This is a genomic window from Cellulosimicrobium sp. JZ28, from assembly GCF_015327065.1.
Lineage (GTDB): Bacteria > Actinomycetota > Actinomycetes > Actinomycetales > Cellulomonadaceae > Cellulosimicrobium > Cellulosimicrobium funkei.
On sequence record NZ_CP017660.1, the window covers coordinates 1,366,813 to 1,378,765 of the forward strand.

At 73.5% G+C, this 11,953-nt stretch carries 12 protein-coding genes; 6 read left to right on the forward strand and 6 right to left on the reverse strand.

Annotated features, from left to right (window positions below; translation table 11 throughout):
- Positions 1-146 precede the first annotated feature (146 nt).
- From BJP59_RS06280 to BJP59_RS06300, 5 genes are all read left to right on the forward strand, one after another.
- Positions 147-380, forward strand: a complete 234-nt coding sequence (locus BJP59_RS06280; protein ID WP_034655650.1) for a DUF3046 domain-containing protein — start codon at positions 147-149, stop codon at positions 378-380.
- A 102-nt stretch (positions 381-482) separates the two neighbouring features.
- Positions 483-2,669 (forward strand): alkaline phosphatase family protein, encoded by a 2,187-nt coding sequence (locus BJP59_RS06285; RefSeq protein ID WP_194522495.1) that lies wholly within the window; start codon positions 483-485, stop codon positions 2,667-2,669.
- A complete protein-coding gene (locus tag BJP59_RS06290; protein WP_194522496.1) occupies positions 2,666-3,466 on the forward strand; it encodes an MBL fold metallo-hydrolase in 801 nt (266 codons plus the stop codon). Before BJP59_RS06285 ends, BJP59_RS06290 begins: the two co-directional genes overlap by 4 nt.
- Before the next feature lie 209 nt (positions 3,467-3,675).
- Positions 3,676-4,788, forward strand: a complete 1,113-nt coding sequence (gene recA / locus BJP59_RS06295; protein ID WP_034655657.1) for a recombinase RecA — start codon at positions 3,676-3,678, stop codon at positions 4,786-4,788.
- A gap of 116 nt (positions 4,789-4,904) precedes the next feature.
- On the forward strand, positions 4,905-5,396 hold the full coding sequence (locus tag BJP59_RS06300; protein WP_228485303.1) for a regulatory protein RecX: 492 nt from the start codon (positions 4,905-4,907) through the stop codon (positions 5,394-5,396).
- A gap of 85 nt (positions 5,397-5,481) precedes the next feature.
- Here BJP59_RS06300 and BJP59_RS06305 read toward each other — a convergent pair whose 3' ends face one another.
- From BJP59_RS06305 to BJP59_RS06320, 4 genes are all read right to left on the reverse strand, one after another.
- Positions 5,482-6,387, reverse strand: coding sequence for an amino acid ABC transporter permease (locus BJP59_RS06305; RefSeq protein ID WP_194522497.1), 906 nt, complete (start codon positions 6,385-6,387; stop codon positions 5,482-5,484).
- On the reverse strand, positions 6,384-7,073 hold the full coding sequence (locus tag BJP59_RS06310; RefSeq protein ID WP_021482422.1) for an amino acid ABC transporter permease: 690 nt from the start codon (positions 7,071-7,073) through the stop codon (positions 6,384-6,386). Before BJP59_RS06310 ends, BJP59_RS06305 begins: the two co-directional genes overlap by 4 nt.
- Positions 7,074-7,169: 96 nt before the next feature.
- Positions 7,170-8,045, reverse strand: a complete 876-nt coding sequence (locus BJP59_RS06315; RefSeq protein WP_194522498.1) for a glutamate ABC transporter substrate-binding protein — start codon at positions 8,043-8,045, stop codon at positions 7,170-7,172.
- A 118-nt stretch (positions 8,046-8,163) separates the two neighbouring features.
- Positions 8,164-8,982: an amino acid ABC transporter ATP-binding protein gene (locus tag BJP59_RS06320; protein WP_034655661.1), complete on the reverse strand. Its 819-nt coding sequence runs from the start codon at positions 8,980-8,982 to the stop codon at positions 8,164-8,166.
- Positions 8,983-9,084: 102 nt separating this feature from the next.
- Between BJP59_RS06320 and miaB the strand changes: the two genes are divergently transcribed.
- Positions 9,085-10,758 (forward strand): tRNA (N6-isopentenyl adenosine(37)-C2)-methylthiotransferase MiaB, encoded by a 1,674-nt coding sequence (gene miaB, locus BJP59_RS06325; protein WP_194522499.1) that lies wholly within the window; start codon positions 9,085-9,087, stop codon positions 10,756-10,758.
- Between the two features lie 51 nt (positions 10,759-10,809).
- Here the strand turns inward: miaB and BJP59_RS06330 are convergent, their stop codons facing one another.
- Both BJP59_RS06330 and BJP59_RS19710 read right to left on the reverse strand, forming a co-directional pair.
- Positions 10,810-11,322, reverse strand: coding sequence for a YbjN domain-containing protein (locus BJP59_RS06330; protein ID WP_021483660.1), 513 nt, complete (start codon positions 11,320-11,322; stop codon positions 10,810-10,812).
- The gene (locus BJP59_RS19710; RefSeq protein WP_081599986.1) at positions 11,319-11,918 is read right to left on the reverse strand and encodes a YbjN domain-containing protein; all 600 of its coding nucleotides are present in this window, start codon (positions 11,916-11,918) and stop codon (positions 11,319-11,321) included. Before BJP59_RS19710 ends, BJP59_RS06330 begins: the two co-directional genes overlap by 4 nt.
- Positions 11,919-11,953: the final 35 nt, after the last annotated feature.

Genomic DNA, 11,953 nt, shown 5'->3' on the forward strand with positions numbered 1-11,953 from the left:
ACCCACACGCGCCCGCCGCAGCGTGCCGGCGCCCCGGCGGCCCGCCCGTGCGCCTCGGTGACCGGGTGCGAACCCGGGCGACGCGGTGCGGCCCGCGCGTCCCGGCGCGCGACCGGGCGGCCGCGGATCCGTGCAAGGCTTGGTCCGTGCGCTACCGCGAGTTCTCCGAGCTGGTCGACGAGGTGTTCGGTGCGGCCCTGGGCCGCGCCTACGTGCGCGAGCAGGTGCTGTCCGCGCTCGACGACCGGACCGCCGCCCAGGCGCTCGAGGACGGGGTCGAGCCGCGCGTCGTCTGGCACGCGCTGTGCGACGCGCTCGACGTGCCCGACGCGCGGCGCTGGGGGAACGACGACCACCGCCAGGCGCCGCCGCGCCGCTGACCGGCCCGGCCCCGACCTGCGCGGCCCAAACCTGCCCCGACCTGCCCGGAACCCGGGGACGCCCGAGGGGCGCACCCTGCCGCGTCCCGCGATGATGGCGGCATGAGCGTTCCCGCCCGCGGTCGGCTCGCCGCGCCGCGCCTCACCGCCGCCGACGTGCGCGGCGCGGCCTGGTCGCTCGTCTCGACGGCGGCCGGGCTGGGGCTCGCGATCTGGGTCGTCCCCGGGGTCGAGGTGACCAACCCCTGGTCGCTCGTCCTCGCGGCGCTCGCGGTGGCGGTGGGCGACGCGCTGCTGCGCCCGGTGCTGCGCGGGGTCGCGCGCCGGTCCGGCGTGGTCGGCGCGCTCGTCTCGGGCGTGGTCGCCCAGGTCGCGGTCGCGTGGGCGGCGCTCACCTACCTCCCGGGGTTCCGCAGCGGGGCGTGGACCGACGTCCTCGCCGTCCTCGTCATCGCGGCCGTGCTCATGGCGCTCGGGCGCTGGGTCGTCGGGGCGAGCGACAACGAGTACGTGATCGGGGACCTGCTCCGGCGCGCGCGACGCCAGGCGGGCGTGCCCCGGGGAGCCGCCGCGGGCGCCGCCGCGGAGCGCCCGGCGGGCCTGCTCGTCGTCCTGCTCGACGGCGTCGCGCGCCCCACGCTCGACTACGCCCTCCAGGCCGGCCTGACCCCGACGCTCGCGCGGTGGCTCGGCGACGGCAGCCACCACCTCACGACGTGGTGGGCCCGCGTGCCCGCGACGACGCCGGCCTCGACCGTCGGGCTCCTGCACGGGTCGACCGAGCACGTCCCCGCCTTCCGGTGGTGGTCGCGCGCGCTGGGGCGGCTCGTCGTGACGAACCGGCCCGCGGACGCGGCGGCGGTCGAGGCGCGCACGAGCGACGGCGCGGGTCTGCTCGCGGGCGGCGGCGTCGCCGTCTCGACGATGTTCTCCGGGGACGCGGCGACGAGCCTGCTCGTCATGAGCCGGGCGCGCGAGGGCCTGGGGCCCGGACAGATGTTCGTGCACTTCTTCGCGAGCCCGTTCGTCCTCGTGCGCGCCGTGGTCGTCGCGCTCGGCGAGCTGCTCAAGGAGCTCTACCAGGGCTGGCAGCAGGCCGTGCGCGGCGTCGAGCCGCGCGTCTCGCGCCTCGGCTGGTACCCGGTGCTGCGCGCCGTGACGAACGTCGTGCTGCGCGACCTCAACACGACGCTCGTCGCGGAGCAGCTCGTGCGCGGGGCGCCCGTCGTGTGCGTCGACCTCGTGGACTACGACGAGATCGCGCACCACGCCGGGCCGCTGCGGCCCGAGTCGCTGCGCGCGCTCGAGGGCCTGGACCGCGTCGTCGGGCTCTGGGAGCAGGTCGCGGCCGTCGCGCCCCGGCGCTACGACGTCGTCGTGCTCTCGGACCACGGGCAGTCGCTCGGCCCGACGTTCGAGCAGGTCACCGGGCGGTCCTTCCTCGACGAGGTGCGACGCCTCATGGCGCTCGACCCGCCTGGCGACGGCGCTCGTGCGGACGACGACGGCCGCGCGCGGGACGGCGCCGGGTCCGCCCGGGGCGAGGGCCGGCGTCGGGCGACGGCCCCGGACAGCGAGGCGTGGGGCCCTGCCAACACGGCCCTCAACGCGCTGCGTCCCGGGCAGCCGGACGCGCAGGCGGGCCGCATGCTCGTGGGCCCGGACCGCTCCGAGCGCCGCGCCGACGCCGCACCCGCGCTGCCCGAGCTGCCCGAGGTCGCGGTCGTCGGGTCGGGCAACCTCGGGATGGTGTGGTTCCCGCGCGAACCGCGGCGCCTCACGGGCGACGAGGTCCGCGCCCGGTGGCCCGCGCTGCTCCCGGGGCTCGTCGCGAACCCCGCGGTCGGCGTCGTCGTCGAACGAGGCCCGCGCGGGGAGGTCCGGGCGCACGGCCGGGGTGGCTCGCGCGACCTGCTGACGGGCGAGGTCGTGGGCGCCGACCCGCTCGCGTCGTTCGGGTCGCGTGCGGCGGCGGACCTCGTGCGCGTCGCCGGGCTGGAGGACGCCGGGGACCTCGTGCTCGTCTCGAGCGTCGACGAGGTCGGGATGGTGCACGCGTTCGAGGGCCTGGTCGGGTCGCACGGCGGCCTCGGCGGGGCGCAGAACCAGGCGGTGCTGCTGCACCCCGCGCACCTCGCGGTGCCCGACGACGAGCTCGAGGACGTCGACGGCACGCCGATGCTCGTCGGGGCGGAGGCGGTGCACCGCCGGCTCGTCGCGTGGCTCACCGACCTGGGGGTACGGCCGCCGGTGGCCGAGGACGCGCCGGGCCGGGGGAGCGGCGCGTGAGCGTCACCGTGACGTGGCTCGGCCACTCGAGCGCGGTCCTCGACCTCGCCGCGACCCCCGGCGGGCCGACGGTGCGGCTCGTGACCGACCCGCTCCTGCACCGGCACGCGGGGATGCTCCGCCGGCGCGGCGAGCAGCCGGCCCCGGTGTGGCGGGACGGGGACGCCGTCCTGCTGTCCCACCTCCACCACGACCACGCCGAGCTGCGGTCGCTGCGGCTCCTCGGCGACGTGCCGGTCCTCACGGCACCCGCCAACGCGCGGTGGCTGCGTGGCAAGGGGCTGCGCGGCGTCGGGCTGGGCGACGAGTGGCACGCCGTGGGGCCGGCGGGGGCCGGGGTCGAGACGCGGCTCGTCACCGCGGTGCACGGGCACCGGCCGATGCCGCACCGGCCCAACGCCGCGAACGGTCACCTCGTGCGGACCTCCGGTCCCGACGGCCTGCGCGTGTGGGTGGCGGGCGACACCGAGCACCACCCCGGGATGGCGCACCTCCCGGCGCTCGCGGGCGGCCCGGTGGACGTGGCCCTCGTGCCGGTCGGCGGGTGGGGGCCGCGGCTCTCGGGCGGGCACCTGGGCCCGGTGCAGGCCGCGCGGGTGTGCGCCGAGGTCGGGGTGCGGGTCGCGGTGCCGGTGCACTGGGGGACGCTGCACGCGCCGGGCGGCCAGCACCTGCCGCGCGGCTGGATGGACCACGCGGGCGCGGCGTTCGAGGCGGCCGCGCAGCGCGAGGCGCCCGGGACGCGGGTGGTCGTGCTGCGGCCCGGCGAGTCGTGGTCCGCGGACGACGACGGGTGAGCCCGCGAGTCGCGGACACGCCGGGGCGGGTTCCGTGATCGAACACGTGTTCGGCTAGAGTTGTGCACAGGGCGCGCTCCGGCGGGCCCGGGACGCCGGTCCGGCACGACGGTCCCCAGGTCCGGGGCTCGTCGGAACCGCGTGTCGGTGGCTGCCCGTAACGTCGGGCCACAACGAACAGATGGACGTCGAACCGAAGGTGGACTGACATGCCCGCACCCGCAGACCGCGAGAAGGCGCTCGAGGCAGCCCTCGCCCAGATCGACCGGAGCTTCGGCAAGGGCTCCGTCATGCGCCTCGGCGAGGAGGGCCGCGCCCCCGTCGAGGTCATCCCCACGGGCTCCATCGCGCTGGACATCGCGCTCGGCATCGGCGGCCTGCCGCGCGGGCGCGTCATCGAGGTGTACGGCCCGGAGTCCTCCGGAAAGACGACCGTGGCGCTGCACGCCGTGGCCAGCGCCCAGCGCGCCGGCGGCATCGCGGCGTTCATCGACGCCGAGCACGCCCTCGACCCGGAGTACGCCAAGAAGCTCGGCGTCGACACCGACGCCCTGCTCGTCTCCCAGCCGGACACGGGGGAGCAGGCGCTCGAGATCACGGACATGCTGATCCGCTCGGGCGCGCTCGACATCATCGTCATCGACTCCGTCGCGGCCCTCGTGCCCAAGGCGGAGATCGAGGGCGAGATGGGCGACAGCCACGTCGGCCTCCAGGCCCGCCTCATGTCGCAGGCGCTGCGCAAGATCACCGGTGCGCTCAGCGCGTCCGGCACGACCGCGATCTTCATCAACCAGCTCCGCGAGAAGATCGGCGTGTTCTTCGGCTCTCCCGAGACGACGACCGGTGGCAAGGCGCTGAAGTTCTACGCCTCGGTCCGTCTCGACATCCGCCGCATCGAGACCCTCAAGGAGGGCACCGACGCGGTCGGCAACCGGACCCGCGTGAAGGTCGTCAAGAACAAGATGGCGCCGCCGTTCAAGCAGGCCGAGTTCGACATCCTCTACGGGGTCGGCATCTCTCGCGAGGGTGGTCTCATCGACATGGGCGTGGAGCACGGGTTCGTGCGCAAGTCCGGGTCGTGGTTCACCTACGGCGGCGACCAGCTCGGGCAGGGCAAGGAGAACGCGCGCTCGTTCCTGCGCGACAACCCCGACCTCGCGAACGAGCTCGAGAAGAAGATCAAGGAGAAGCTCGGCGTCGGGGCCAAGGTCGACGCACCGGCCGACCCGGCCGCCGGCGTGACCGTCGCGGCCGACGCCGCCGTGGCCGCTCCGGCCAAGGCGACCGCCGCGGCCGGCAAGGGGAAGAAGTCGCCGTTCTGATCGGCGAGCAGGACGGGGTCGAGGGCGCCGAGCCCGTCGACCCGTCCGCGGAGGACGACGGGCGCCGCTCCGGCCGCAAGGCCGGGCGGCGCCCGCGCCCGTCGCTGCACGAGCTCGTGGAGCGCGGCGAGATCAGCGACGCCGACCTCGCCGAGCGCGCCCGCGAGACCGTCCTGCGCATCCTCACCGCGGCACCGAAGAGCCGCGCGGAGCTCACGCAGTCGCTCGCGCGCAAGGGCTACCCCGAGCACGTCGTGCTGCCCATCCTCGACCGCTTCGAGGAGGTCGGGCTCGTCGACGACGCGCAGTACGCGGAGATGATCGTCCGCACGCGGCACGCCGAGCGCGGGCTGTCCCGCCGCGCGATCTCGACCGAGCTGCGCCGGCGGGGGATCGACGGCGAGGTCGGCGCGGCCGCGCTCGAGCAGGTCGACGACGACTCCGAGGCGGACGCCGCCCTGGCCCTCGCGCGGGCACGTCTCGCCAGGACCCGCGGTCTCGACCGCGACGTGCGCGTGCGTCGGACGGTCGGCGCGCTCGCCCGCAAGGGCTACAGCCCCGGGCTGGCGTTCGAGATCGTGCAGCGCGAGCTCGACGCGGAGGAGTGACGCTCGACCGGCCCGGACGAGCGCGGGCGGCCCCCGCGGCAGAGCGGCCCGTCGCCCGCCCGAGCACGGGCGGGCGACGGGTGCGTCAGCGCACAGTAGAGGTGGCCGGGGCGTCCTCCGTGGGGCCGCCCGCGACCGCCGTCGGGTTGCCGATGCCCGGTCCCGCAGCCGTGGCGCCCGCGGTGCGCCCGCTGAGGAAGCGTGAGAGCCACTGGGCCAGGGCGGTCAGGGCGTAGTTGATGACGATGAAGATGACCGCGGCGACCGTGAGGGTCTGCAGGGTGTTGCCGAAGGCCGTGCCGAGGATCTGCGCGGCCCGCAGCAGCTCGGGGTACGTGATGATCTGCCCGAGCGCGGTGTCCTTGAGCACGACGACGAGCTGCGACACGAGCGCGGGCAGCATCGCGATGAGCGCCTGCGGGAGCTGGATCGACCGCAGGGTCTGCCCGCGCGTCAGGCCGATCGCCACGCCGGCCTCTCCCTGGCCCTTCGGCAGGTTGCCGACGCCGGACCGGACGAGCTCGGCGATCACCGAGCCGTTGTAGAGCACGAGGGAGATCACGACCGCGAGGAACGGGGCGTCCGGGACCTTCTGCAGCCCCAGCAGGAGCCAGAAGAAGATCATCATGAGGAGCACCGGCACGGCGCGGAAGAACTCGACGACGACACCGCACGCCCAGCGCAGCGCGCGCACGTGCGACAGCCGGCCGGAGCCGAAGACCAGCCCGAAGATCACGGCACCGACGATCGCGAACCCGGCGGCGCGCAGCGTGTTCTGGAGGCCCGGCAGGAAGAAGTTCTCCCACGCGTTGGCGGTGAAGACGGGACCCCACTGCTCCCACGAGAGCTGGCCCTTGCGTCCGAGCTCCAGCACCACGAGCACGGCGATCCCGATCACGATCACGGCGCCGATCACGTTGCCGACGGCGATCGCGCGCCGGGCCCGGGGCCCGGGGGCGTCGAAGAGGACGGACTGACGCGGGGCGCTCATCGGCGGACCGCCAATCGGGTCGAGAGCGAGGTGGTGAGCAGGCCGATCGGGATGACGAGGATCACGTAGCCGATCGCGAAGGTGAGGAAGATCGCGTAGATGTAGTTCGAGTTGAACTCGATCATCGTGCGCATGAGGCTCGACGTCTCCGTCGTGACGCTCGCGGCGGCCGCGACGGTGGAGTTCTTCAGCAGCGCGATGAGGGTGTTGCCGAGGGGGGCGATCGCGCCGCGGAACGCCTGCGGGAGGATGACGAGGCGCGCGGCGGGAGCGAAGGAGAGGCCGATCGCCCGCGCCGCCTCGGCCTGGCCGATCGGCACCGTGTTGACGCCCGAGCGGATCGCCTCGCACACGAAGGCGGCGTGGTAGACGGTCAGGCCGATGACCGCGAACCGGAAGAAGTTCGTCGGGAAGTCGGGGGACAGGCTGATCTGCAGCTGGGTCCACACCGCGAGGACCATGAACGTCATGATGATCGTCAGCGGCGTGTTGCGCAGGAGGTTCACGTAGGTCGAGCCGGCCCACCGCAGGCTCGAGACGGGGGAGATCCGCATGAGCGCGAGCGCCGTGCCGAGGATCAGGGAGAAGATCGCAGCCCAGAACGTCAGCTGGATGTTCACCCAGAACGCGCCGAGCACGTCGTAGGTGCTGAGGAGCTCGGTGAACTGGGAGAGGTAGTCACCCACGGTTGGTCATCCTCCGGGAGGGTGTGGTCGTGGACCGACCGGACGAGGCCGGGGAGCGGAGCGCGGCGCGCCGCGCTCCGCTCCCCGGCAGAGAGGTCAGGCGCAGGGGTCGACCGTCGGCGGGTTCTCGCTCGCGTTCGGCGTGTACCCGGTGCCCTCGGTGTTCTTGCTGACGAACTCCTCCCAGGAGCCGTCCTCGATCATCTTCTCGATCGCGGCGTTGACGTCCTCGCAGACGTCGTTGTCCTGGGGCAGGCCGACGCCGTAGCGCTCGGTCGAGAACGGCGCCCCGACCACCTTCACCTTGCCCTGGTTCTGCGGCTGCGCCGCGAGGCCCGCGAGGATGATGTCGTCGGTCGTGACGGCGTCGACCTGGCCGGCCGTGAGCGCGGTCACGCACTCGGCGTACCCGGGGCGCTCGAGGAGCTGCACGCCCGCGGCGTACTCGTCCTTGATGCGCTGCGCCGACGTCGAGCCCGTGACGGAGCAGAGGTTCTTGCCCTCGAGCGACTCCGGGCCGGTGATGTCGGTGTTGTCCTCGGCGACGAGCAGGTCCTGCCCGGCGACGAAGTACGGCCCGGCGAACGCGACGGTCTCCTTGCGCGTGTCCGTGATGGAGTACGTCGCGAAGATCATGTCGACCTGCCCGGTCTGCAGCATCGTCTCGCGCTGCGCGGACGGCGCCTCGACCCACTCGATCTGGTCCTCGGAGAAGCCGAGCTCGCCCGCCACGTAGGTGGCGACGTCGACGTCGAACCCCGTGTAGGTCGACCCGTCCTGGAACCCCAGGCCGGGCTGGTCGAACTTGATGCCGATCTTGACCGTCTCGCCGCCGCCGTCGCCGCTGCCTCCGGCGGACTGCTCGGGGTCCGTGGTCGTGCTGTCGTCGCCGACGTCGCCGCTGCTGCACGCTGCGAGCGTGAGCGCGGTGAGAGCGGCCAGCACGGCAGCACCTGCGTGTCGTGTGCGCATCGTTCCTACCCTTCGTGAGTGGTGGTCGTCCGACGACGGTGTGCCTCGTCGGTCGGCCGGGTGTGGGGGCCTGGCGGCCCGGTCCGTGGTGGTCGGTGCGTGGTGAGGGCGGGGGACCTCAGTGCGTGAGGATCTTGGAGAGGAAGTCCTTGGCCCGCTCGCTCTTCGGCGCGGTGAAGAACTCTTCGGGGTGCGCCTCCTCGACGATCTGGCCGTCCGCCATGAAGACCACGCGGTTCGCGGCCTTCCGGGCGAAGCCCATCTCGTGGGTGACGACGATCATGGTCATGCCCTCCTTGGCGAGCGAGACCATGACGTCCAGGACCTCGTTGATCATCTCGGGGTCGAGCGCCGACGTGGGCTCGTCGAACAGCATGACCTTGGGCTTCATCGCGAGGGCCCGGGCGATGGCGACGCGCTGCTGCTGGCCGCCCGAGAGCTGGGCCGGCATCTTCTGCGCCTGGTTCTTCACGCCGACCCGGTCGAGGAGGGCGAGGGCGCGCTCCTTCGCGTCCTTGCTCCGCTCGCGCCGCACCTTGACGGGCCCGAGCGTCACGTTGTCGAGGATCGTCTTGTGCGCGAAGAGGTTGAAGGACTGGAAGACCATGCCGACGTCGGAGCGCAGCCGCGCGAGCGCCTTGCCCTCCTGCGGAAGCGGTTCGCCGTCGACGAGGATCTCGCCCGAGTCGATCGTCTCGAGCCGGTTGATCGCCCGGCACAGGGTCGACTTGCCCGAGCCGGAGGGCCCGATGACGACGAGCACCTCGCCGCGCCGGACCGTGAGGTTGATGTCGCGCAGCACGTGGAGCTCGCCGAAGTGCTTGTTCACGTCGCGCAGCTCGACGAGCGGCTCACCGAGGACCTGCTCGGCGGGGAGGGGCTGAGCGTCCTGAGCGCTGCGCTGCGCGTCGGACGGCGAAGGGGTTTCGTCGGCCATTCCTGGACACTATGTCCCTTCTGTTGCACGGTGCCACCTCACCCGGCAACAACCGGGCAACAGTTCAGTAACACGGCACCCGGAGCCGTACCCTGGACGGTGATGTCCACGATCGCCCCCGCCCCCGTCCCGGCCGCCCCCGCACCGCACGCCACCGCCGCTGCGCCGGCCGACGACGCGCACCCCCGCACCTACGTCGTGCGCACCCTCGGGTGCCAGATGAACGTCCACGACTCCGAGCACATGGCGGGGATGCTCGAGCAGGCGGGCTACACGCGTGCGAGCGCGCAGGACGAGGCCGCGAACCGCGCGGACGTCGTCGTCATCAACACGTGCGCCGTGCGCGAGAACGCCGCGACGCGCCTGTACGGCAACCTCGGCCAGCTCGCCTCGGTGAAGGCCGCGCGACCCGGCATGCAGATCGCCGTCGGCGGCTGCCTCGCGCAGAAGGACCGCGGCACCATCGTCGAGAAGGCCCCCTGGGTCGACGTCGTGTTCGGCACCCACAACCTCGACGCCCTGCCCGTCCTGCTCGAGCGTGCGCGCCACAACGAGGCGGCGCAGGTCGAGATCGCCGAGTCGCTGCAGGTGTTCCCCTCGACGCTGCCGACGAAGCGCGAGTCGGTCTACGCGGGGTGGGTGTCCATCAGCGTCGGCTGCAACAACACGTGCACGTTCTGCATCGTGCCGCACCTGCGCGGCAAGGAGCGCGACCGCCGTCCGGGCGAGGTCCTCGCCGAGGTGGGCGCGCTCGTCGAGGCCGGTGCCATCGAGGTGACGCTGCTCGGTCAGAACGTCAACAGCTACGGCGTCGAGTTCGGCGACCGGGGTGCGTTCGCCAAGCTCCTGCGCGCGTGCGGGACGATCGACGGGCTCGAGCGCGTGCGGTTCACGTCGCCGCACCCGGCCGCGTTCACCGACGACGTCATCGCGGCCATGGCCGAGACGCCGAACGTCATGCCCCAGCTCCACATGCCGCTCCAGTCGGGCTCCGACCGCGTGCTGCGCGCGATGCGCCGCTCCTACCGCTCCGAGCGGTTCCTCGGGATCCTCGACCGTGTCCGGGCCGTCATGCCCGACGCCGCGATCACCACCGACATCATCGTGGGCTTCCCCGGCGAGACCGAGGAGGACTTCGCGGAGACGATGCGGGTCGTCGAGGCGTCGCGCTTCTCCTCCGCGTTCATCTTCCAGTACTCGCCGCGCCCCGGGACGCCGGCCGCGACGATGGACGGCCAGCTCGCCAAGGAGGTAGTGCAGGAGCGCTTCGAGCGGCTCCAGGCGCTCCAGGAGTTGATCGCCGGCGAGGAGTCCGCACGCCAGGTGGGCCGGACGATCGACGTCCTCGTCGGCGAGGGCGCAGGGCGCAAGGACGGCGCGACGCACCGCGTGACGGGCCGCGCCCCCGACAACCGCCTCGTGCACCTCGCGCTCCCCGCGGCCGTCGTGGCCGGGGCGCCCGACGACGCCCCCTCCGACGGGACCGGCACGCCCGGGTCCGTCGACCCGCGCCTCGCGGACGACCTCGACGTCCGCCTGCCGCGTCCCGGCGACGTCGTCACCGTCGAGGTCACCCGCTCCGCGCCGCACCACCTCATCGCGGACTCGGCGCTCGCGGGCGGCGCGTTCGCCGTCCGCCGGACCCGCTCAGGTGACGCGTGGGCGCGGCGTGAGCGCGCCCGTCTGGGCGGGGGCGAGGACGACCACGGCCACGGGCACGGCGGCGGCGCGCCGTCCGGCCCGGTCGTCCTGGGGCTCCCGACGCTCCGCGCCTGAGCGGCGGGGTCCAGGACCCCGACGGCGGGCGCGCACGACGGCGCCAGGACGTCAGTCGTCCAGGGTCCCCGGCGGGAGCTGGGCGCCGATGGCGTGGAAGAGCTGCACGGCCGTGCCGAGCCCGCACGAGACGGTCTGGGCGAGCTGGTCGTCGGTCGCGCCGTGCTCGAGGTCGACGGAGACCTCGGCGTAGAGCGCGAGCCGGCCGCCCTCCTCCCGCACGTAGACCTTGGGCCAGATGCGCTCGCGGTTCCAGTCGTTGACGGTCTGGAGCGTGACGAGGCGCGACTCGACGGGGAGCGTCGTCGACCAGCGGCCGCGGACCTGGAGGATCTCCGACCGGTCGCCGAGCAGCAGGAACCAGAAGCGGTGCCCGTCCCACGTACCCGTGATGTCGCCGTCGTCGTCGACGCGGAAGTGGTACCCGCGGCGCGTCAGGTGGTCGCCGATGCGCGCCATCGACAGCGCGCGCGGCAGTTCCTCCTCGCGGGGCAGCGAGTCCGGCGCCTTGGGCCGGCGGTTGCCGAACAGGCGCGTGAACCAGTTGGTGCGGGCCTGCGTCATGGCGCCTGCCTCGCGGGGTCCGGGTAGAACTCGTCGAGCGCGTCGAAGAACATCGACCCCGTGCTCAGACCGCACTGGAGGAGCTGGTCGAGCTGGTCGTCCGTCACGCCGTGCTCGAGGTCGACCGTGACCTCGGTGAAGACCTGGATCATCCCGTTGTCGCGGACGCGCGTGTAGGTCTTGGGCCAGATCCGGTCGGCGTTCCACTCGTTGCAGAACTCGAGGATCTCCTCGAGGCGCTCGAGCGCGAGGTCGCGGTTCCACTGGCCGCGCACCTGGAGGATCTCGTCGTCGTTGCCGAAGAGCAGGAAGTAGAACAGGCGGCCGTGCCACAGCCCGCCGACGTCGCCGTCGGAGTCGACGAAGTAGCTGTACCCGCTGTCGGTGATCCACTCGACGACCCGCGAGAGCGTGAGCGGTGTGGGAGGCCGCAGGACGTCGGTCGCGACCTGACCCAGCTCGCGTGCCAGCAGGTCCTCGACCTGCGACTGCAGGTCGTCCGCCGGCCGGGCCGCGCCGGACCGGCCCCCGTCCTGCGCTCCGCCGGGATTCCCGTCCCGCCGGTCGTCGTCGTCCCGCGCCCCGAAGAACCTCACCTCCCTACCGTACTCGCGCGCGCCCGCGGACGCCG

Bases quoted from the DNA above. Each gene is read 5' to 3' on its own strand.
- BJP59_RS06320 (WP_034655661.1), bottom strand. From the start codon at position 8,982: ATGGCCGACGAAACCCCTTCGCCGTCCGACGCGCAGCGCAGCGCTCAG.
- BJP59_RS06285 (WP_194522495.1), top strand. From the start codon at position 483: ATGAGCGTTCCCGCCCGCGGTCGGCTCGCCGCGCCGCGCCTCACCGCC.
- BJP59_RS06305 (WP_194522497.1), bottom strand. From the start codon at position 6,387: ATGAGCGCCCCGCGTCAGTCCGTCCTCTTCGACGCCCCCGGGCCCCGG.
- BJP59_RS06330 (WP_021483660.1), bottom strand. From the start codon at position 11,322: ATGACGCAGGCCCGCACCAACTGGTTCACGCGCCTGTTCGGCAACCGC.
- miaB (WP_194522499.1), top strand. From the start codon at position 9,085: ATGTCCACGATCGCCCCCGCCCCCGTCCCGGCCGCCCCCGCACCGCAC.
- recA (WP_034655657.1), top strand. From the start codon at position 3,676: ATGCCCGCACCCGCAGACCGCGAGAAGGCGCTCGAGGCAGCCCTCGCC.
- BJP59_RS06315 (WP_194522498.1), bottom strand. From the start codon at position 8,045: ATGCGCACACGACACGCAGGTGCTGCCGTGCTGGCCGCTCTCACCGCG.